The organism is Burkholderia mayonis (assembly GCF_001523745.2).
Classification (GTDB): Bacteria; Pseudomonadota; Gammaproteobacteria; order Burkholderiales; family Burkholderiaceae; genus Burkholderia; species Burkholderia mayonis.
This window is the reverse complement of the sequence record NZ_CP013387.1, coordinates 2007805-2026748: the sequence shown is the minus strand read 5'-3', so window position 1 is coordinate 2026748 and position 18944 is coordinate 2007805. Positions and strand designations below refer to the sequence as shown.

General features: G+C 65.8%; 21 protein-coding genes and 1 pseudogene. 12 read left to right on the top strand and 10 right to left on the bottom strand.

The annotated features are described in order from the left end of the window. Positions 1–77: 77 nt before the first annotated feature. Positions 78–1482, bottom strand: a pseudogene (locus WS70_RS27725) (acyltransferase family protein). On the opposite strand from WS70_RS27725, the gene WS70_RS27715 reads away from it, so the two are divergent. Then, the gene (locus WS70_RS27715) at positions 1481–1924 is read left to right on the top strand and encodes an HU family DNA-binding protein (protein ID WP_059472848.1); all 444 of its coding nucleotides are present in this window, start codon (positions 1481–1483) and stop codon (positions 1922–1924) included. The pseudogene WS70_RS27725 and the gene WS70_RS27715 overlap by 2 nt on opposite strands. Positions 1925–3175: 1251 nt before the next feature. Here WS70_RS27715 and WS70_RS27710 read toward each other — a convergent pair. The 3 genes from WS70_RS27710 to WS70_RS27700 form a co-directional block, all read right to left on the bottom strand. Beyond that, positions 3176–4339: a porin gene (locus WS70_RS27710; RefSeq protein ID WP_059472849.1), complete on the bottom strand. Its 1164-nt coding sequence runs from the start codon at positions 4337–4339 to the stop codon at positions 3176–3178. A 455-nt stretch (positions 4340–4794) separates the two neighbouring features. Beyond that, the gene (locus WS70_RS27705; RefSeq protein ID WP_082716370.1) at positions 4795–5763 is read right to left on the bottom strand and encodes a YihY/virulence factor BrkB family protein; all 969 of its coding nucleotides are present in this window, start codon (positions 5761–5763) and stop codon (positions 4795–4797) included. A gap of 221 nt (positions 5764–5984) precedes the next feature. Then, the gene (locus tag WS70_RS27700) at positions 5985–6218 is read right to left on the bottom strand and encodes a DUF7661 family protein (RefSeq protein ID WP_059472850.1); all 234 of its coding nucleotides are present in this window, start codon (positions 6216–6218) and stop codon (positions 5985–5987) included. 642 nt (positions 6219–6860) lie between these two features. On the opposite strand from WS70_RS27700, the gene WS70_RS27695 reads away from it, so the two are divergent. Continuing rightward, positions 6861–7883, top strand: a complete 1023-nt coding sequence (locus WS70_RS27695; RefSeq protein ID WP_059472852.1) for a succinylglutamate desuccinylase/aspartoacylase family protein — start codon at positions 6861–6863, stop codon at positions 7881–7883. 134 nt (positions 7884–8017) lie between these two features. Here the strand turns inward: WS70_RS27695 and WS70_RS27690 are convergent, their stop codons facing one another. Genes WS70_RS27690 through WS70_RS27665 form a run of 6 tightly spaced genes read right to left on the bottom strand, consistent with a single transcriptional unit; the run spans position 8018 to position 14183 of the window. Beyond that, on the bottom strand, positions 8018–8740 hold the full coding sequence (locus WS70_RS27690) for a GvpL/GvpF family gas vesicle protein (protein ID WP_059472853.1): 723 nt from the start codon (positions 8738–8740) through the stop codon (positions 8018–8020). Next, a complete protein-coding gene (locus tag WS70_RS27685) occupies positions 8728–9528 on the bottom strand; it encodes a GvpL/GvpF family gas vesicle protein (RefSeq protein WP_059472854.1) in 801 nt (266 codons plus the stop codon). Before WS70_RS27685 ends, WS70_RS27690 begins: the two co-directional genes overlap by 13 nt. Further along, a complete protein-coding gene (locus WS70_RS27680) occupies positions 9525–11666 on the bottom strand; it encodes a CDC48 family AAA ATPase (RefSeq protein WP_059472855.1) in 2142 nt (713 codons plus the stop codon). The genes WS70_RS27685 and WS70_RS27680 overlap by 4 nt, the downstream gene beginning before the upstream one ends. A gap of 7 nt (positions 11667–11673) precedes the next feature. Continuing rightward, entirely contained in the window at positions 11674–12183 is a 510-nt protein-coding gene (locus tag WS70_RS27675; protein WP_059472856.1) for an Hsp20/alpha crystallin family protein, read from the bottom strand. After that, positions 12167–13567 carry a sigma-54-dependent transcriptional regulator gene (locus WS70_RS27670; protein WP_059598274.1) on the bottom strand — a complete coding sequence of 467 codons (1401 nt, stop codon included), beginning with the start codon at positions 13565–13567 and terminating at the stop codon, positions 12167–12169. The genes WS70_RS27675 and WS70_RS27670 overlap by 17 nt, the downstream gene beginning before the upstream one ends. Before the next feature lie 13 nt (positions 13568–13580). Next, positions 13581–14183 carry a hypothetical protein gene (locus tag WS70_RS27665; RefSeq protein WP_059472858.1) on the bottom strand — a complete coding sequence of 201 codons (603 nt, stop codon included), beginning with the start codon at positions 14181–14183 and terminating at the stop codon, positions 13581–13583. Positions 14184–14653: 470 nt separating this feature from the next. Here WS70_RS27665 and gvpA point away from each other — a divergent pair, with 470 nt between their 5' ends. From gvpA to WS70_RS27615, 10 genes are all read left to right on the top strand, one after another. Beyond that, on the top strand, positions 14654–14875 hold the full coding sequence (gvpA, locus tag WS70_RS27660) for a gas vesicle structural protein GvpA (RefSeq protein ID WP_010109838.1): 222 nt from the start codon (positions 14654–14656) through the stop codon (positions 14873–14875). 74 nt (positions 14876–14949) lie between these two features. Further along, positions 14950–15231: a hypothetical protein gene (locus WS70_RS27655; RefSeq protein ID WP_059472859.1), complete on the top strand. Its 282-nt coding sequence runs from the start codon at positions 14950–14952 to the stop codon at positions 15229–15231. Positions 15232–15324: 93 nt separating this feature from the next. Then, entirely contained in the window at positions 15325–16272 is a 948-nt protein-coding gene (gene gvpN / locus WS70_RS27650) for a gas vesicle protein GvpN (RefSeq protein WP_226382875.1), read from the top strand. Positions 16273–16275: 3 nt separating this feature from the next. Then, positions 16276–16551, top strand: coding sequence for a hypothetical protein (locus WS70_RS27645; protein ID WP_059472861.1), 276 nt, complete (start codon positions 16276–16278; stop codon positions 16549–16551). A 10-nt stretch (positions 16552–16561) separates the two neighbouring features. After that, positions 16562–16795, top strand: a complete 234-nt coding sequence (locus WS70_RS27640; protein WP_059472862.1) for a hypothetical protein — start codon at positions 16562–16564, stop codon at positions 16793–16795. Further along, on the top strand, positions 16782–17531 hold the full coding sequence (locus tag WS70_RS27635; protein WP_059472863.1) for a GvpL/GvpF family gas vesicle protein: 750 nt from the start codon (positions 16782–16784) through the stop codon (positions 17529–17531). Before WS70_RS27640 ends, WS70_RS27635 begins: the two co-directional genes overlap by 14 nt. 8 nt (positions 17532–17539) lie before the next feature. Beyond that, entirely contained in the window at positions 17540–17767 is a 228-nt protein-coding gene (locus tag WS70_RS27630; RefSeq protein ID WP_059472864.1) for a gas vesicle protein GvpG, read from the top strand. Positions 17768–17820: 53 nt separating this feature from the next. Next, a complete protein-coding gene (locus WS70_RS27625; RefSeq protein WP_226382874.1) occupies positions 17821–18021 on the top strand; it encodes a gas vesicle protein in 201 nt (66 codons plus the stop codon). After that, positions 18018–18380: a gas vesicle protein K gene (locus tag WS70_RS27620; RefSeq protein ID WP_059472866.1), complete on the top strand. Its 363-nt coding sequence runs from the start codon at positions 18018–18020 to the stop codon at positions 18378–18380. Before WS70_RS27625 ends, WS70_RS27620 begins: the two co-directional genes overlap by 4 nt. A 10-nt stretch (positions 18381–18390) precedes the next feature. Continuing rightward, positions 18391–18711, top strand: coding sequence for a gas vesicle protein (locus WS70_RS27615; protein ID WP_226382873.1), 321 nt, complete (start codon positions 18391–18393; stop codon positions 18709–18711). The last annotated feature ends 233 nt before the right edge of the window (positions 18712–18944 follow it).

Sequence of the window (18944 nt, the reverse complement as noted above, 5' to 3'; positions counted from 1 at the left end):
GAACCCGCGGCGCAATGCGGCTTCGAGCGGTCCAGGCTCTTGTCGTCGAATACACGCGTTTAGCAGCATCGTGCGCGTCACCGCACGGCCGTGCGCTCGCGCGGCGCGAACCGCCGACGCAACGCGCTCTCGAGCGGCTTCTTGTAATCCAGCACGCGCTTTTCCAGGTACTGCCACGACAGATGCGCGAGCAGCACGGACAGCAGAAACTGCAGGATCTCGGGCAGCAATTCCCGTAGCGAATGCGGGACGTGCAGCCGTTCGTAGAGGCCCGGCATCACGCCGAGATGCTCCGGAATCAGGTTATGGAACAGATAGAACCCGTAGCTGATGGCGCCGAGGTACGCGATCGGCGCCCATTCGAGCAGCGCGACGGCTGGATGTTCGGGACGGCTCACGATCCAGAACAGCAGGATGCCGAGCGAGACGCCGAGGGCGACGTCCGCTGGACCGCCGGCCGTGGCGGAAAGCGGCGCGGCCCACATCGCCAGCGTTGCGCAGAACGTCACGCCTGCAGCGCCGGCCCAAAGCATGAGTGTGCCGACAGCGCCTTTCGGCGCGGCCACGCCGCCGCTGTGCAGGATCCCGCCGATGCCGCCGAGCGCGATCAACGCGAAATTCCACGGCGAGAACGCATAAATGAGCACCGGCGATGCGTGTTGCAGATACAGCAGCGCGTGCGCGATCGCGGCGAGCGCGACGGCCGCCGCGCAATACGCGAGATGGCGCGACGCGCGGGTCGCGAGCAGCGCGAGCGGCGCGATCAGGTAGAACTGCTGTTCGACGGCGAGGCTCCAGAAGTGCGATGTGCTGCCGGGCCAGCCGTCCTTGACGGCGCCGATCCAATAGTTCGACAGAAACACCGCGTGCCAGCGCAGCCCGAGGTCGACGCCGTGCTGATAGATGTGGCGATGCGCGATCGCGAGCGCGGCGAGCAGCAGGTAGTAGACGGGCAGGATGCGCAGCGCGCGCTTGCCAGCGAACAGCCAGAACGCGTAGCGGCGGCACGACGTGCCGCGCTCGATCGCGAGCCGGCTGCGGTGCAGTTCGCCGACGATCAGAAAGCCGCTGATGAGGAAGAACGTCCAGACGCCGATCTGGCCGACGTCGACCGCGCCAAAGTGCGCGCGGTGCGATAGGAAGACAAGTGTGACGGCGACGGCGCGCAAACCGTCGAGCCCTCTAACATGCTTGATTGCGCGCATTCCATATCCCAAGCGATGCGATGCCGACGGACAGTATAGGAATGCAAATGTCGAACATAATTCGCCGTTTCGATTCGGCGCGCGACACAAAAAAACGCTGCATACACGGGCCGAAACGACATCCGTAGTCAGCGGCGCGCAACAAAACCTGCGGGAAACCCGCGGATAACGCATAAAAGTGCTGCACGAAGCGGCGCGGCGCTTGTAGAATCCGGCGTTGAAGCTCGCATGTCGCGCGCTTCGTGTATCCAACGACCACACCTGGTAGGAGAAACATGGCGACTTCCGCAAAAAAGGTGGCTAAGAAGGCTGCCGCACCGGCCAAGAAAGTGGCTGCCAAGAAAGCAGCGCCCGCGAAGAAAGTAGTGGCCAAGAAGGCTGTCGCGAAGGCGCCTGCCGCTCCGACGCCGCTCAAGGACTCGTTCACGAAGGCGTCGCTCGCCGCTCACATCGCCGAGCGTGCCGAGGTCGAACTGAAGGCCGTGAAGGCTGTGCTGACGGCACTCGAGAACGCGATCCTCGGTTCGATCCACAAGAAGGGTGCGGGCGAGTTCACGCTGCCGGGCCTTCTGAAGATCTCGGCGCAAGCCGTGCCGGCGAAGAAGAAGCGCTTCGGCAAGGATCCGTTCACGGGCGAAGAACGTTGGTTCCCGGCGAAGCCGGCCAGCGTGCGCGTGAAGGCTCGTGCGCTGAAGAAGCTGAAGGACGCGGCAGCGTAAGGACGGCGTGCGGTTTGCCGGAATCGTCCGGTAGCTGCGATAGTCCGAAAAAGTCCCCGCGTGCGAAAGCGCGCGGGGATTTTTTTGTCTGTGCACGGCGCGGTGCGGCGCAAGGTGTGCGGCGTCCGGCGCGCGGCGAGTCGTGCGCGGGCGTAGTGAATGTGGTTGCGAACGGGGCGCGCGGCGCGGTCGCCGTGACGGCGGAGCGGGCGTTGCAGCGATGCGGCTAGACGTAAGTCTCCTGGTTGTCGGCGAACGATGGATCGACGCGGCGACGATGCGATGTCGCGCGACGCTCGCCGGCGAGCCGGGATGTCCGGGATGTCCGTGCACTTGCAACGCGACGCGGCGCGCGGACGAGCAAGCGGGCTGTCCATGGCGAATGGAAGCGTCGCCGGGCGATTTCAGTGAGGAGTCGTCGACGGTCGAGCAAATCGGCGCAGCACGCGCATGTAGACCGGCGAAGGACGTGTGCGGCGTGGCGGTGTCGGGTACGCGCAGGCGATAGCATGCCGGTTCATTTTGAGATTGCGCGTGGAGCAACCGGTCGGCACGCGCATCGGCATTCGCACGCGCGACGGCAACGATAGCGTGCGGCGCGATCGGGTTGGCGAGGGCAGGGCTCGGTCACGTATGCCGTGCGATGGCGGCGTGGCGGATCGTCGGCGGGCGACTACCGCCGCCGCCGTCATCGTCATCGTCGTTCGGCCCCGCGCGCGTCGAGCGCTAGGCTCAAATGCAGACTGGCGAAGCGAAACGCCGACGGATGATCTGCGTCGGATTGGGCGGCGTTGACGGGCGATGTACGGAGACGCCGCCGGATCCAAGCGCGCGATCGTACTGGGGAAGTGTGGCGCGGGAAAGCGTGCTGTGCCGAGCGCCGAGAAACGGCGACGCGCGTCGCCGGAAAGCGTCGACCGTGCTGCGTTGCTCGTTGCGCGCCGCCCGGCTCGCGACAGCGAAGCCTTTGGCTCGCAGGCGCATCATGCCGGCCTTGCTGGCTCTGCGAGCGAAGTTCGGGGCTCGTTGCCTTATCCGAGATTGCGGAACGCGTATAGCGCTTGCGGCGCGGCATGGCGCGCGCCGATGTCGGGCGAATCGCCAACACTGTCTTCTTGCCGTGGCATGTACGTCCGCACGGCACTGCTAACAAAACAAAAAAGCCAGCCGTCCGCACATGCGTCAGGCTGGCTCTGCGGTCGCGGCCGGCGACGCCCGAGAGCGTCGCCGAACCGTTGCTTGCGGCTGCGCTTAGAACTTGTGGCGCAGGCCCAGAGCGACGATTTCTTGCGACTTCGTGCCGCCGATGCCGTACGAGCCGACCGACGCCTGTGCTTCGCCGCCGCCGGCTTGCGTGCCGCTTGCGTGCTGGTACGCGCCAGCCAGATAGACATCGGTACGCTTCGACAGCGAGTAGTCCGCACCCAGCGAAACCTGGTGGTACTTCGCGTTCGAATCGCCGCTCGACTTCGTGTAGATGTAGCCGAGGCCCAGCAGCAGTGCCGACGTCGCCTGGTACGTGACGAAGCCGCGACCCGTGTTGTACTTCTCGGTCGAGCCGAACGCCGAAGCGTTGTCCGACTTGTATTGCGCATTGCTGTAGCCGAGGCCGAACGTGACCGGACCGATCACGTATTGAGCGCCGACTTGAGCGATGCCGATCGATTTGGCCGTCGCGTAGCCGTTGTTCAGGAACAGCGAGTTGTTCGAACCGTCGAAGATCGCGTCGGACGAGCCACCCCAGCCCGTACGAATGCCGGCGGCGCTGAGCGGTGCCGAGTTCGACGTATGGAAGTAGCCGGCTGCGACGCCGAGCGGGCCGTTGTTGTATGCAGCAGCGGCCGACCACGTCTGGCCGGTGCCCGGTGAGCCCGCGATGCCGCTGAAGCCGTACAGGGCTTCGAACTGGAGGCCGGCGAACACGGGCGACGTGTACTTGACCGTGTTGTTCACGCGCAGGCTGTTGTCGTTGTTGTCGACATCGCCCGGGGTGGCGAACAGGCTGCCGAAGTAGTTGTCTGCTGTGACCGGTTGAACCAGGTCGACGAGCGGATCGTACTGGCGGCCGAGCGTCAGCGTGCCGTATTGATCGCTTTGCAGGCCGACGAACGCCTGACGACCGAACATGCGGCTGCCTTGGCCGAGTTCGCCGTTGGCCGAATTGAAGCCGTTTTCGAGTTGGAAGATCGCCTTCAGGCCGTTGCCCAGATCTTCGGTGCCCTTCAGGCCCCAGCGGCTGCCTTGCAGGTTGCCGCTGCCCATCATCCAGGCGTTGTTGGCCTGGCCGTCGTTGCCGTGGACATAAGTGATCGACGTATCAATCACGCCATACAGCGTGACGCTGCTTTGAGCCTGAGCTGCGCCGGCTGCGCCCAGCAGGGCGAGCGAGAGGGTAGACAGAGCAAGTTTCTTCATCGAGTTATTTCTCCACGCGAGTGAGTCGTTATTTGTTGCGGATTGGAGAATAGCGCACTGCACCAGACGCAAGAAATCCAAAAAAATAAAGTGTCTCGAAAAGGTAACAGTGAGGGAAAGTCGTTTTATATCAATCACATAAACGACTATTTCGGTTCGGGGAACACTGATCGATTGTTGCGTTGCGATTGTTGCGGCAACAAGCATCGTCCGCGGGAGGACGAGCGTTTCGGGGTTGTTCATGCAACAAAATCAGGGTGAGCAAACGTTTGCGCTTGCGGGTCGGGCCATGAGCGCGTTCAACGCGCGGTCCTACGCCGCAAGACGGTACGGCGGAATGCATCCGCGCGACCGCGTTCGGCGCACTTGCGCGCCGAGCCGATCGTTTGCTTAGGCGCAAGACCCGGAAAGGCAGGCGTAAGGAGCGGACTGTCTAGAGTCACATGTCCATCGCGTCAATCGCGCGGGCCGCGACGTACCGCCGCGGCTTCGGCTTCGGCAGCAGCGGCAGCGGTATCGGCGTGGGCTTCGGCGTCGGCAGCGGCAGCGGCGTCGTCCGCCGCGTGCGCGGCGCCGCGCGCCGCCGCGAATTCCGCGCCGAGCAGCAGCACTGCGGCCGAAAAGTACAGCCACATCAGCAGCACCGCGAACGATCCCGCGGCGCCGAACGCGCTCGCGGTGCCCGCGTGCGCGAGGTACAGCGCGAAGAGCTTCTTGCCCGCCGAGAACAGCACGGCGGAGACGATGCCGCCCGTCATCGCGTCGCGGATCGACACGCGCGCGTCCGGCAGGAACTTCATCAACGTGCCGAACGCGAACGCGAGCACCGCGATGCCGATCGAGAACTGCAGCAGGTTGCCGATCACGACATAGGGCGAGTTGCCCCACAGCCAGCGGCCGATGAACGTGATCGCGGTGTCCAGCACCAGCGACACGATCAGCAGGAACGCGACGCCGAGCACGAGTCCGAACGAGACGAGCCGCACCCGCACGAGGCCGAGCACGGACGATGCGCGCGTCCCGGCCGCAGGCCAGATCACGCTGAGCGCCGTGTTGAGCGATGCGAACGTCGCCGATGCGCCGACCGCGAGCATCGCGAACGAGATCAGCGCCGCGATGCCGCCGCGACTGCCGCTGCGGTGTGCGTTCTCGACGATCGTCTGCACGCCGGCCGCCGCCTCGTTGCCGATCAATTCGTGGACGTGACTGAACACCTCGCCGCGCGCGGCGTCGGCGCCGAAGAACCACCCGGCGACCGCGATCACCATCACGAGCATCGGCGCGAGCGAGAACGCCGAATAGAACGCGATGCTCGCCGCCATCGCGGAGCAGCGGTCGGTGGAGAAGCGCTTGAACGCGTTCACCGCCCAGTTGACGTTATGACGGACGAGCTTGTGCGGTTGCTGCGGGATCAGTGATTTCATGGGGTGCGCGAACGGGCGCGGGCGTGGAGCCGCGCCAGGGTTGTTTGCCGTTTTTGCGTCGGACGCCGCGCAATGAGAAAAGTTTATTCAATCCGGAGAAGAAGGGCGACAACGTGGAGCGCCGGGCCGGCTGCGCGTTGCGTCTCCGCGGATTCGCGCCGGCATGCCGTCGTTGCGCTTCGCTACGGCGCCGACGGCGGATGCAGCCGCCGCCCGCACGGTCAATCGGGCTCCGGAAGATCGAGACGGCGAACGTCGCCGTTGTCGGGCGTCGCGCTTTCGTGAAACAGGTCGCCGAGATACTGGCTCAGCTCGTCGGCTTCGAGGAAATCGGGAATGACGAAATGCGCGGGACGGCGCTTGCCGTCCGTGCCGGGATAAAACGGCACCCAGCGATCCTGCATGCGCTCGATCAGGATTTGCCTGCCGAACACGTCGAACCGGTGTGTTGTCATGCGAGGGGCTCCGGAAGGTTGGGGCGCTTGGGCCGCGCGTGCGTCGCGGGACGGATCGCGTGGCGCGCGCTCGAGTCGGTTGCACGCCCGAGCCGGTCACGCGAACGGAGGCGCATTCGCCGGCGGCGCTTGCGTGGAACGAACGCATTCGCAAGGCGACGTTAGCAGAAAACCGTTGTGCGATGCGTTCGGCGGCGACCATGCTGCTGATGCACTATGCAAAGCAGCAAGCGGCGCATTACGATCAGATGCATTCGTCGTTCCCGTCGATGCGGCGGCGCGCTACGATCCTGACGCCCGCGATGCCCGCGATGCCCGCGACGCCCGCAGCGCCCGCGACGCCCGCAGCGCCCGCTGCGCCCGCTGCGCCCGCTGCGCCCGCTGCGCCCGCGAAGCGAGCGACGCTGTTGTTCCGTGAACGTTCAGGACATATGCGGCGGCGCCGTGCCGCGACATTCGCGCCGTCGACATGGCGCACGCCGGCCGCAGCATCGGCGCATCCGCAGTACCGCACCGTCGCAACGGCGTCGCAGAACCGCATGCGTTGCACGCCGCAGCACCCCGAGCGCCCGCCGGCGATTGCCGGTGAGCTTCCACACACAGTCCCGCTACTGCTCAGGCCGTCGCAGGCCGATGCCGACCATGACCGACACCCCCCGCTTCCGAAATCCGATCCGCAGCGAAATCGATCTCGACGCGAACGGCAAGCACGCCGGCTATCTGCGCCTGCCGCACTCGGTCCATCGTTCGGCATACGGATGGATTCCGGTTCCGATCGTGTCGATTCGCAACGGCAGCGGCCCCGTCGTGCTCGTGATGGCCGGCAACCACGGTGACGAGTACGAAGGGCAGATCGTCGTATCGCGCGTCGTGCGGGAGATCGACGCGGAGATGGTCGACGGGCAACTGATTTTCCTGCCGATGGCGAATTTCCCGGCGGCGGACGCGGGCTCGCGCGTATCGCCGATCGACGGCGGCAACCTGAACCGCAGCTTTCCGGGCGACCCGGCCGGCACGCCGACCGACGTGATCGCCGACTACATCGAGCACATGCTGCTGCCGCGCGCGCAGTATCTCGTCGATCTGCATTCGGGCGGCAGCTCGCTCCTCTATCAAGGCGGCAACATGCTCGCGCTCGAGCCGCGCGATGCGGCGGAGCGCGCGCGCGTGCGCGAATTGCTCGCCGCGTTCGGCCTGCCGCGCGCGTTTCTGCACGCGCCGAACCCGGTGCATGCGTCGTCGGCCGCGCGCCGGCAAGGCGCGATCTCGATCCTGACCGAACTGGGCGGCGGCGGGATGTCCGATCCGGCGCTGATTCGCGACGCACGCCGCGGCCTGCTGCATTTCCTCGGCTTCGTCGGCGCGCTGCGCGGCCCGCTCGTGCCGGACAGTCCGCCCGCGCAGACGCGCTTCATGCGGGTGGGCGGCGCGCATCATTACGTGTATGCGTACGACAAGGGGCTCTACGAGCCGCTCGTCGAGCTGGGCGGGCGCGTGCGCGCGGGTCAGCCCGCGGCGCTGATTCATTTTCCCGATACGCCGCTGCGCGAGCCCGTCACGCAGCGCTTCGCGAGCGACGGCGAAGTCGTCTGCAAACGCGTGCCCGCGCAGGTGCAACGCGGCGATTGCCTGTTTCAGCTCGCGGAAGACGACGCATCGGCGTGATGGCGCGCGGTGGTCGTGCGCATTCGACGGCCCGCTGCATCGTCACGCCGATCTCCGTCTGGCTGCGGATTGCGCGGCAATTCGCACGCGGTTTTCAACGAGCGTCGTCGCGTTGTATCGAATCTGCGGCGTTTTCAGATCTTGACGCGGCTGTCGAGGCCGAGTGCGACTCGTCGGCCGGAGGATGCCATGCAACCCGGCGCCGATGAGCGCTCGTCCGCGGCGAAACTGTACGGCGGCCACGGCCCCGACACGTAGATCGGCAAGGCGGTCCGGCGCGCCGTTTGCCGGCATCGGGCGAGGAAGCCGTCGAGCGCGGTTTGCCGGACGAGAAAGCTCAGGCTAGCGAAGCCTTCCACCCGCCCGTCGAACCGCCAGTCGCGATACAGGCCGCGAAGCGTCGCCGCGATGCGTTCCCCCTGCGACAGCGCGACGGCGCTCGGCGCCGCGCGAGCGGCGAGGTAGGCATGGCCGGGACCGCCTGCGTGCGGCCGCGACTGCGCACGCGGTTCGTCGGCGAATTGGAATCGCAGCCCCATTTCGACGCAGCCGTCGATCCGCTGCAGCAGCGCACCATACGTGTCGCATTCGTCGTCCAGCCACGCGCGCACGGCTTGCTTGTCGTCGAGACAGGTGGGAAAGCGCATCGGCACGATGGCGCCGTGCCGGAACAGCGCGGTCACCGCCTGGCCGAAGGCGAGCGCCGCCGGTACCGTCGCCGACGGCGCCTGACGATGTTCCGAGACGACGGTGCAGAGGTGCGCGCCGTCCACGATATCGAGCCGCGCGCCGTCCACGCCGGGCGGCAACGCGATGGCGCGCCTCGGCTTCAGCACGGCGTAGATCAGCCAGACCATGTTGCTTCTTCGGCGAGCGGGACGCAAAAGCTGTACGGCGGCCATGGCCCGGAGAGGTCGAAGCGCAATCCCTGCGTGGCGAGCTCGGCGTTGATGGCGTCCGCCTGTCGGCGAAATGCCGGGACGTCGCGGTTTCGCACGAGGAACGCCCAGTTCGCCACGATTTCGTTCGGCGCATCCGATGTCCGCCACGGCCGGCTACGCATCTCCACCGCGTGGCGCTGCAATCGCGCCGAGACTTGCGGCACGCTCTGCTCGAGCCAGCGGCGCAGATTCTGGCTGGCCCGCGCCAGAAGCTGCCGCTCGCGCAGATAACGGACGCCGGCCGAGCGTGACGCGGGTTCCAGCTCGTCGGCGCGGAGCGACGCGGCCCGCGAGTCGGTGGCTGCCGGTCGATCGAGCCAGCCTTTGACAGCCCACTCCGTCTTGCCCTCGACATGATCGAGGACGCCGCCGATGCGCGGGTGACAGCTTCGCATCAACGCGGCGACCCGGTTGGCGCTGGAAAACAAGGTGCCGAACTGGGCCGGAAAGACGGGCGAATAGCGCATCGCCCACTCGATCACCGCGGCGTGGGTCGCCACTCGACCGGCGATCCAGGCAGGGTCCGCGAGCCGCCGCTCGGCGTCGGCTCCGGCGAACTCGCTGCGCGACGCGTCGCACAGCACCGCGCCCAGATTCCCTTCGCGCAACAGTTGCAGCCGCGGCTCATCGGGCGGTCTCGCGGCCAATGCCGGGTCGAGACTGGCGGCGCGCGCGAAGCAAAACAGATAGAGGGCGTCGTTCATTGCGTTTGCTTGCGCCGCTGCCGGGCCTCCTGGATCGCGTCGTCCAGGTCTGCGCCGCTCAGTTGCACCAGCGCCGGATCGGCGATGCCCGCGGCGACTGCGCGGCGCACAGCGGAGAGCGCCGCGCGGCGGCACACCGACGCGATCTCGGCGGCCGAGAACCCGCCGCTTTCCTCCGCCAGGTGTTCGCTCGCCACGTCGGTCGCGAGCGGCTTGCGGCGCAGATGCACGTCGAAGATCTCGCGGCGGGCGGCCGGGTCGGGCAACGCGATTTCGATGATCTCGTCGAAACGGCCGGGACGCAACACGGCAGGATCGAGCATGTCGATGCGATTCGTGGCGGCGAGCACCATCACGCCTTTCAGATCCTCGATGCCGTCGAATTCGGCCAGAAATTGCGACAGCAGGCGTTCCGGCACGTGCGCGCCGGACGCGCCTTCGCCGCGCCGGGGCGCGAGCGCGTCGATTTCGTCGAAAAACAGCAGGCAGGGCGCCGCATGCCGCGCCTTGCGGAACACGTCGCGCACGCCTTTTTCGGATTCGCCGATGTACTTCGACATCAGCTCGGGACCCTTGACCGGGATGAAATTGACGCCGCACTCGTTGGCCGCGGCCTTCGCGAGCCAGGTCTTGCCGCAACCGGGCGGGCCGACGAGCAGGATTCCCTTGGACGGCTTGGCGCCCGCACGCGTCAGCAGCTCCGGATACTTGAGCGGCCACTCCAGCGCTTCGATCAACTGCGCCTTCGTATTGCCGAGGCCGCCGACGTCTTCCCAGCGCACGTCGGGAATTTCGACGAAGACCTCGCGGATGGCCGATGGATCGATCTCGGCCAGCGCGAACAGGAAGTCGTCCATGTTCACGATGAGGCGATCGAGCTGCTCGAGGGAAATCGAGCGCAGGCCGAGATCGAGTTCCGACAGCAGGCGGCGCAGGCAGAGCATGGCCGCCTCCTTGCACAGCGCCTCGAGATCCGCGCCGACGAAACCGTGAGTAATGTCGGCGAGATGTTCCAGCTCGACGTCGGCCGCGAGCGGCATGCCGCGACTGTGGATTTCGAGCACTTCGAGACGGCCGTTGCGATCGGGGATCGGGATCGCGATCTCGCGATCGAAGCGGCCCGGCCGGCGCAACGCCGGATCGAGCGCGTTGGGCAGATTGGTGGCGGCGATCACGATGACCTGCTGACGGCCGTTGAGGCCGTCCATCAACGCCAGCAGTTGCGCGACCACGCGCTTTTCCACCTCGCCGACGACGGTTTCGCGCTTGGGCGCGATCGCATCCACTTCGTCCAGGAAGACGATGGCGGGCGCCTTGCGCGCGGCTTCCTCGAAAATCTTGCGCAGGTGCGCTTCCGATTCGCCGTAGAACTTGTGTATCACCTCGGGGCCGGACACCGCGAAGAAGGTCGCGTCGCACTCATGGGCGATGGCCCGCGCGATCAGGGTCTTGCCGCAGCCCGGCGGGCCGTACAGCAACACCCCTTTGGGCGCGTCGACGCCGAGCCGTTCGAAGACTTCGGGATAGCGCAGCGGCAGCTCGATCATTTCGCGGATGCGCATCAATTGCGGCTTGAGGCCGCCGATGTCTTCGTACGACAGGGTCGGGGCGGCCACCGCGGGTTCGCCTTTCGCGGGCCGTCCGATCGACAGCTCGGTGTTCGGGCCGATCAGCACCGGTCCGCGCGGCGTGCAGCTCGTCACCTTGAAATCCGCGCTGCGGCTGCCGAACAGCGTCGCGCGGATGCGGTCGCCCTCGATCACCGGCAGGCCGTCGAGCAATCCCGCGATGTAGTCGAGGTCGCTCGGCGCGGGAGCGGCGTTGATGGGCGCCAACTGCACCAGGTTTGCCGGACGCGCGGTCACTTTCTTCAGCGTGACGAGCTCGTCGATGCCGGCGCCGGCGTTGCCGCGCACGACGCCGTCCAGCTGCACCCGCGACTGGGCGCGCAACTCCTTGTGCGCGAGCATGGCCTTGCATACGGTGGTGCGCTTGCCGCGCACTTCGACCAGATCGCCTACCGCCGCGGCCAGCAGTTCGAGATCCTCCGGCCCCATGCGGGCGAGCGCCCGGCCGACGTCGCGGGCGTTCCCTTCGGTCACCCGCAACTGGAGCCCGGTCTGTTCAGCTTTGTCCATGGCCGTTTCAGTCCGTGCACTTGATTTCGAGAATCCCGTTGTTGCAGCCGAATTGCATCTGGTCGCGCGTATACGGGCGAGGCAGCAGCACTTCCTTGATGTATTTCTTGGGCCGGTGCTCCGCGACGATCGTGAGCACGTCGTCCTGGACGTCGAGCCTCACGTCTTCCAGGCTCACGCCCGGCATTTCCGCCACCACGAGCGTATGGTCGGTCTCTTCGAACACGTCCACGATCGGTTCGATCACTTCCTGCACCACCGCGTGGCCGGACTTGTCCTTGCGGATGTTGCCGAACGGCTCGACCGAGACCCTATCCTTGTCCTGCCCCAAACCGACCTTGATGTTGATGCCGTAGACGCCCCGGATACCCGCATCGGTCGTATGCTCTTTCAGCAGCTGAAGTTCATTGCCGGTCTGAGCCAGTTCGTTGAGTTTCTCCACCAGGTTCACGATGCCCGACATGATGCCTTCGAAGCCACTGGCGGCTTCTTTCGCTCCGTCACGCTTGGTCTTCATCGTCGACTCCTCGGAATTCGATGCGGTACTCCTTGACCTTCGAATGGATGGTCTTGTAGTCGACTTGCAAGACTCGTGCCGCTTGGGCCTTGTTGCCATGGGTCGCCTGCAACACCTGTTCGATCACTCGCCGTTCGATGTCGGCGATATTGCGTCGTACCACTTCCTTCAGCGACAGTCCTTCCCAGCCGAATTCCGGCGCCGGCGCCGCATGCTTGCCGGACGAGGCGATATTGAGATGAGCCGGCTGCACGATGTCGCCCGCGACGAGGACGGCTTGCCGGATCGTGTTGCGTAGCTGCCGGACGTTGCCCGGCCACGGGTGATTCAACAAGCGCTCGCAAGTCGCGTCGGAGAACGTGACGGGGGACTTGTCCAATTCCGTGCAGGTTTGCGTGGCGAAGTGCCGCGCCAGGTAAAGGATGTCGTCCCGTCGTTCGCGCAACGCGGGGACGTGGATCACGAATTCGGACAGCCTGAAGAAGAGGTCGCGGCGAAAGCCGCCATCGAGCGCCTTTTGCTCGATGTCTTCGTTGGTGGCGGCGACGATGCGCACGTCCAGCGGCAGCGGTGTGTTGCCGCCCACGCGATACAGCGTGCGCTCCTGGATCACGCGCAGCAGCTTGGCTTGCGACGCGAGCGGCAGATTGGCGATCTCGTCGAGAAACAGCGTACCGTAGTTCGCGGCCGAGAACTTGCCGGACTTGGCGACGGCCGCGCCGGTGAACGCACCTTTCTCGTAGCCGTAAAGTTCCGATTCGAGCAGTTGCTCCGGAATCGCGCCGCAATCGATCGCGACGAAAGGCGCCGCGCGCCGCCCGCTGCTGCGATGGATCGCGCGCGCGACCAGTACCTTGCCCGCGCCGCTTTCGCCCAGGATCAGGACCGAAAACGTGCTCTTCGCCACGAGCCCGATCCGGGCGACCAGGCGGGCGACGGCTTCGCTCGGCCCCATGCTTTCGCACAGGCTGGCGGCGACCGACGGCTCGCCGCTCCGGCCGCCGCCGCTGGTCAGCGCCGTCCTGACCGCGCGCACCAGCACGTCGTCGTCGACCGACTTCGAGATGTAGTCCTGAACGCCGTCCCGCATCGCGCAGATGGCGCCCTGCACGTCCGGATGGTCGGTGAGCATCACTGCCGGCATCTGCGGCGTCCGTCGCCGGATCGCGTGCAGCAGGTCCAGCCCGCTCATGTCCTGCAGGCGGTCGTCGAGCACCACGGCGTCGGAGCGCTGTTGCTCCAGGGTCCGCAGCGCCGCGTAGCCGGTTTGCGCGGACACGGCGTCGAGGCCCGCGTGGCGTAGCAGCTCGGTCAGCCGCGAGCCGAAAATCGGCTCGTTGACGATCAGCACGCGCGCGGGCATCGGGCTTGGAACCGTATTCATGGCGTTCGCCGCCTCAGATCGTCGGGCTGCCGAGCGGATAGCTCACGGCCAGATCGGCCGGCAAGAGGGGCGCCACCCGGTGCAGCGCGCCGACGAACAGAATGCCGGTGCCGCCGGCCGGCAGCGTCTCGTCGATCCGGCGCGCAATGAACCGGTCGCGTCTTTGCAGCAGGTCGGCCGCGAGCTGGCGTTCGGTGTCGGTTCGTTGCCGGTTCGCGGACGCGGCGTTGAGCAGCCGCCACGCGAGCTCGTATTCCTCCACCAGCAATTCCGGCGCTTCGGTGCCAACCAGCGTCGCGCCTTGCCGACTCAGCGTTTGCAGCAAACGATGATTGCGGCTGCCGGCCTTCGCGAGATCGTCGACGATCTCGAGCTCGCGGCCGCATACCGGCAAGCCGTCCTGATAGATGCGCACGGATTTCAGGTCGAGGCCGAGCCGAGGGATTGCTTCTTCAATGCCGTCCCACATGCGCTCGACGTCGATCATGCGACGTTGCCACGTGTCGGCGCCGAGATGGGCTTGCGCCGCATCGTCGACGAGCGGAGCGAACTGCCCCATGTCGATGCCGGAATGGAGAATCGGAATGCAGATCAATGTGCGGCTGCTGTCGGGCATGGCCGCTCCCCTATGTGTCGCCGTATTTGTATGGTGTCGACCTTATGCTGCAATTCTCAGCATAGGAAATATATGGCCGTCCGCGTCGGCATTTTTACGGCGCATGCTTCGCGCATTGGGGACGGTATGGAAAGCGCTCCATGGAATGCTTTCCATACCGCGACACCGCCTCCATACGCCGGATATGCACGTTTGCGCAAAAGACGTTTCAATCGAATTCGACATTGATCGAAACACGAAAATTGAAAATTGCGACGCCGGTTCATTGTTTCGAGTACGGGATTTCGCGCTGATTTCGCCTGCCTCGGAATCAAAGTCGTTGCATATCGGCGTCGCGTGACCGACGACGGCATCCACGACAACTTTCTCGCACGATGCTCCGTGTTCCGGCATGGGGGTTGCTTGGTGGCCCTAGCCTGCTCCTGCAGCGCAAATGTCTTTTCCCATCAACGTATAGCAAGGAGGCCATCATGGCCAAAGTGCAAAAATCGACCGACTCTTCGAGCCTGGCCGAAGTTGTCGATCGCATCCTCGACAAGGGCATCGTCATCGACGTGTGGGCAAAGGTGTCGCTTGTCGGCATTGAGCTGCTCTCGATCGAGGCCCGCGTCGTCATCGCGTCGGTCGAAACCTATCTCAAGTATGCCGAAGCAATCGGCTTGACCGCGACTGCCGCAGCGCCAGCAGCGTGACCGACGTTGCCGCCGCGTGGCGGGCAACTTGGTTTCCGGCCGCGGCAAAGCGGTCGGCCTCGAAAGGAACAGCCATGAACAGCATGACGCAAGACATGACCCGGTTGCATCAGGAAGTCGTGGCGGGTCACAGGGAGCGGCAGAGACTGCTGCAGAAGCTGGCGGATTCGCGCGAGGATCTGCGAACGGAAGTCGCGCAACTGTTGCGGCAACTGCACTCGGCCAATGCCGACATGTTCAGCCACGCGCTCGACGCCAGAACGGCTTTCGTGACGGACCTGGTCGAGCGCGTGCGTGATCTGCGGCAGGCGTTCGACGCCGATCTGAGGGGAGCCCGCCGCGCTTGGCGAGGCTAGGGCCGTTTGCGACTGGGCGCGGCGGCCCACCGATCGATGCGCTCGACCGACCGCTGCGCCTGGCCGATGCTTTTCCGATAACTGGAGGGAATCATGACCGATCTCGCCCCACCGCCGGAACTGGTTGCAGCGGCGCGCGGCGTGAATAGCGACGGCGCCGCCCGGGACAGGGTGCGGTTGGAAGCGAGTGCCGAATTCGTGCAGACGCCCGCCGTTCGCAATCTCACCGAACGTGCGCTGACCTATCTCGGCGCCGGCTACGGGGTGCATCTTGCGGGGCCGTCGGGCACCGGCAAGACCACGCTCGCATTCCACATCGCCGCTCAGCTCGGTCGGCAAGTCGTGCTGATGCATGGCGACGACGAACTCGGCAGCGCCGATCTCGTCGGTCGCGGCGCCGGATATCGCCGCTCGCGGGTGGTCGACAACTTCATCCATTCGGTGGTCAAGACCGAGGAGGAAATGACCACGACCTGGATCGACAATCGCCTGACGACGGCCTGCCAGCACGGCCTCACGCTCATCTACGACGAATTCAACCGATCCCGGCCGGAAGCGAACAACGCGCTGCTGCCGGTATTGTCGGAAGGCATCCTGAACTTGCCCAATCGCATGACGGGCGCCGGCTATCTGACGGTGCATCCCGGCTTTCGCGCGATCTTCACGTCGAATCCGGAAGAGTACGTGGGCGTGCACAAGACGCAGAACGCGTTGATGGGCCGGCTGATCACGATTCAAGTGGGGCACTACGACCGCGAGACGGAGGTCGAGATCGTCTGGGCCCGATCCGAAATCGAGCGCGTCGACGCCGAGCGGATCGTCGATCTCACCCGCCGGCTGCGCGACACCGGCGGCGACGGCCACCATCCCAGCATCCGGGCGGCCATCGCGCTCGCTCGCGCGCTCGCCTATCGCGGCGGCGATGCGACGCGCGACAACCCCGGCTACGTATGGGCCTGCAGAGACATCCTCGGGGTGGATCTGGAGCAGGAGGCGCAGCCGGCCCGTCAAGCAGGCCGGCGCACGAAAGCGCGGAGATGAATCATGCCGATTCCGAGAAAAGGGCTGCACGACATCCGTGCCCGGCATACGTCCACCTCGGCAGCGATGCCGGTGCATAGCATGTACATGCGGATCTCGTGCATCGAAATGGAAAAAAGCCGGCGGGACATCGAGCGACGGGCCGCGCAGCGCCGCATCGCCAGCGTCGACAGCCGGCTCGCCGATCTGGAGCGCGAGAAGGCCAGGCTGTATGCGGCGATCGAAAGCGAAGCGCCGCAGGCCGGCGACATCGGCGGATCGTTCCGGATTCGATATTGAGAGGGACATCATGAACATCAACTGCATTTCCTGCGGGCACCAGATCGAAGTCGACGACGACTCCTACGCTCGATACCATGGCGCGCTGCGCTGCTGGGTCTGCCATTCGCTGCTGATGGTGGACATCGTCGAAGGCTGCATCGAGTCTGTCCGTCTTCAGGACGCGCCCATGCTCGTGCCTCCCAACGTGAAGCCGACTATCCGCAAGCCGGCGCCGCATGAGGTGCAGCATGACCAGCCATAGCGGCGCGCGCTATCTGTACGCCGTCAAGCATGCGCGAGAGGTGCCGGCCAGCCTTCCGTCGGGCATCGGCGGAACGGCCGTCTACGCGTTGACCGACGGCGACGTCGCGGCGATCGTCAGCGACACGGGTCTCGCGAAAGTCCGTCCCGAGCGGCGCCATCTGCTCGCGCATCACACGGTCATCCAGAGCCTCGCGGCCGAGGGCACCGTGCTGCCGGTGGCGTTCGGCACGATCGCCACCAGCGAAATCGCGCTGCGCAGGATGCTCAAGAAGCACCGGACCATGCTCGGCAGCGAACTCGCGCGGCTCGCGGACCACGTGGAAATGAGCGTGCGACTGAACTGGGACGTGCCCGACGTCTTTCGCTATCTGATCGACGTCCGCCCCGATCTCAAGGCTGCGCGCGACGCCATGCTGGCGCGCGGCGGCGCGGTCACGCGCGACGACAAGATCGAGTTGGGCAGCCGCTTCGAACGCGTGCTGAACGAAGAGCGGGCGCGTCACGCGGCATTGGTGGACGAGGCGCTCGACGCGTGTTGCAAGGAGACCCGGCACGACCCGCCGCGCAGCGAGACGGAAATCCTGCGCTTGACCTGCCTCGTGCGAAACGCCGACCTCGGCCGATTCGAGTCGGGCGTGGCCGCCGCGTCGCAGAAACTCGACGATGCGCTCGTGCTGAAATACAGCGGGCCGTGTCCGCCTCATCATTTCGTCAATCTCAACATGAGTCTCTGAAGGGTGCCATGTTCATTCTCGATAACCTGCTGGCCGCGCCGATCAAGGGCATGTTCTGGATCTTCGAAGAGATCGCGCAGGCCGCCGAGGAAGAGACGATCGCCGACATCGAGATGACCAAGGCGGCGCTCATCGATCTTTATCGCGAACTCGAATCCGGCCAGATCGACGAGGCTGCGTTCGAAGCGCGCGAACAGGCGCTGCTCGATCATCTGGACAGCCTGGAAACGTCGTGACGCCGCCTTGCTCGCCGCCGTCTCGAGCCGTGCGCAGCGCGGACGGCGAACCCGTGCCGGCCGAGCTCGCCGAACGGCTGTCCCTGTGCGAGTCGCTGGACCGGATTCTGAACAAGGGCGCGGTGATTTCCGCCCACGTGGTCGTCTCGGTGGCTGACGTCGATCTGCTCTACTTGCATCTGCGCTTGCTCCTGACCTCGGTGGAAACCGCGTTGGCCGGCCGCGCGATGCCGCTCGAAGAGGAATCCCGATGAATGGGCCGCACGCGGCTGCCGTAACGACCGCCGCCGCACTCGCCGCCGCGCTGGAACAGGCGCTGGCTCAGCAACAGGCGCCGCCGCCGCGCGCGACGCCACGCGTCGACGTCACGGCCGCCTCTGCGGGCAACGGCCTCGCGAAGCTCGTTCTGGCGCTGATCAAGCTGTTGCACGAACTGCTGGAACGGCAGGCGTTGCGGCGAATCGACGCCGGCAGCCTGAACGACGACGAAATCGAGCGGCTGGGGCTCGCGCTGATGCGGCAGGCCGAGGAGATCGAGCGGCTCGCCGGGCAGTTCGGTTTCACCGGCGCCGATCTCAATCTCGATCTCGGCCCGCTCGGCCGTCTTTTTTGAGAACCATCCCATGAGCCAGCCACGCATCGCTTCGCCCCAGCACAGCGTCTCCAGCACGACCGTGGCCGATCTCCTCGAGCGTGTGCTCGACAAGGGCGTCGTCATCACCGGCGATATCCGGATCAACCTGGTCGACGTCGAGCTTCTGACGATCCGCATCCGGCTCTTGATCTGCTCCGTCGATAAGGCGAAGGAACTCGGCATCGATTGGTGGAACGCCGATTCGTTCTTTCTGGGGCCGGACAAAGCCCGATCCGCGCTGCCGGCCCGGGCGGCCGCCGTCGATGTCGCGGCGGGCTCCGCCGTTCACGTCGACGCGGGCGGCCCGTGATTCGTCCGCCGCTTCGTTTGCCGGACGGCGTTCGCGAAATCGGGGCGGATTGGTAAGAGGGCGTGCGCGCTCTCATTTTTTCGTGACGACGCGCGTGGAGCCGGTTCGTCGGCGCGCATGGCGATTCGACGCGCTCCCGGTTCTCCGTCCAGAGCCGCAAGTCAAATTCTGCGAGCCACTCCTCCATGGCGCGATCGATTCGCGCCGCGCAACGAGCGTTTCGACGAAATCCT

Bases quoted from the DNA above. Each gene is read 5' to 3' on its own strand.
- WS70_RS27670 (WP_059598274.1), bottom strand. From the start codon at position 13,567: ATGAATACGGTTCCAAGCCCGATGCCCGCGCGCGTGCTGATCGTCAAC.
- WS70_RS27655 (WP_059472859.1), top strand. From the start codon at position 14,950: ATGAACAGCATGACGCAAGACATGACCCGGTTGCATCAGGAAGTCGTG.
- WS70_RS27685 (WP_059472854.1), bottom strand. From the start codon at position 9,528: ATGAACGACGCCCTCTATCTGTTTTGCTTCGCGCGCGCCGCCAGTCTC.
- WS70_RS27640 (WP_059472862.1), top strand. From the start codon at position 16,562: ATGAACATCAACTGCATTTCCTGCGGGCACCAGATCGAAGTCGACGAC.
- WS70_RS27615 (WP_226382873.1), top strand. From the start codon at position 18,391: ATGAGCCAGCCACGCATCGCTTCGCCCCAGCACAGCGTCTCCAGCACG.
- WS70_RS27680 (WP_059472855.1), bottom strand. From the start codon at position 11,666: ATGGACAAAGCTGAACAGACCGGGCTCCAGTTGCGGGTGACCGAAGGG.
- gvpN (WP_226382875.1), top strand. From the start codon at position 15,325: ATGACCGATCTCGCCCCACCGCCGGAACTGGTTGCAGCGGCGCGCGGC.
- WS70_RS27665 (WP_059472858.1), bottom strand. From the start codon at position 14,183: ATGCCCGACAGCAGCCGCACATTGATCTGCATTCCGATTCTCCATTCC.
- WS70_RS27710 (WP_059472849.1), bottom strand. From the start codon at position 4,339: ATGAAGAAACTTGCTCTGTCTACCCTCTCGCTCGCCCTGCTGGGCGCA.
- WS70_RS27620 (WP_059472866.1), top strand. From the start codon at position 18,018: ATGAATGGGCCGCACGCGGCTGCCGTAACGACCGCCGCCGCACTCGCC.
- gvpA (WP_010109838.1), top strand. From the start codon at position 14,654: ATGGCCAAAGTGCAAAAATCGACCGACTCTTCGAGCCTGGCCGAAGTT.
- WS70_RS27700 (WP_059472850.1), bottom strand. From the start codon at position 6,218: ATGACAACACACCGGTTCGACGTGTTCGGCAGGCAAATCCTGATCGAG.
- WS70_RS27705 (WP_082716370.1), bottom strand. From the start codon at position 5,763: ATGAAATCACTGATCCCGCAGCAACCGCACAAGCTCGTCCGTCATAAC.
- WS70_RS27630 (WP_059472864.1), top strand. From the start codon at position 17,540: ATGTTCATTCTCGATAACCTGCTGGCCGCGCCGATCAAGGGCATGTTC.
- WS70_RS27715 (WP_059472848.1), top strand. From the start codon at position 1,481: ATGGCGACTTCCGCAAAAAAGGTGGCTAAGAAGGCTGCCGCACCGGCC.
- WS70_RS27690 (WP_059472853.1), bottom strand. From the start codon at position 8,740: ATGGTCTGGCTGATCTACGCCGTGCTGAAGCCGAGGCGCGCCATCGCG.
- WS70_RS27635 (WP_059472863.1), top strand. From the start codon at position 16,782: ATGACCAGCCATAGCGGCGCGCGCTATCTGTACGCCGTCAAGCATGCG.
- WS70_RS27695 (WP_059472852.1), top strand. From the start codon at position 6,861: ATGACCGACACCCCCCGCTTCCGAAATCCGATCCGCAGCGAAATCGAT.
- WS70_RS27675 (WP_059472856.1), bottom strand. From the start codon at position 12,183: ATGAAGACCAAGCGTGACGGAGCGAAAGAAGCCGCCAGTGGCTTCGAA.
- WS70_RS27645 (WP_059472861.1), top strand. From the start codon at position 16,276: ATGCCGATTCCGAGAAAAGGGCTGCACGACATCCGTGCCCGGCATACG.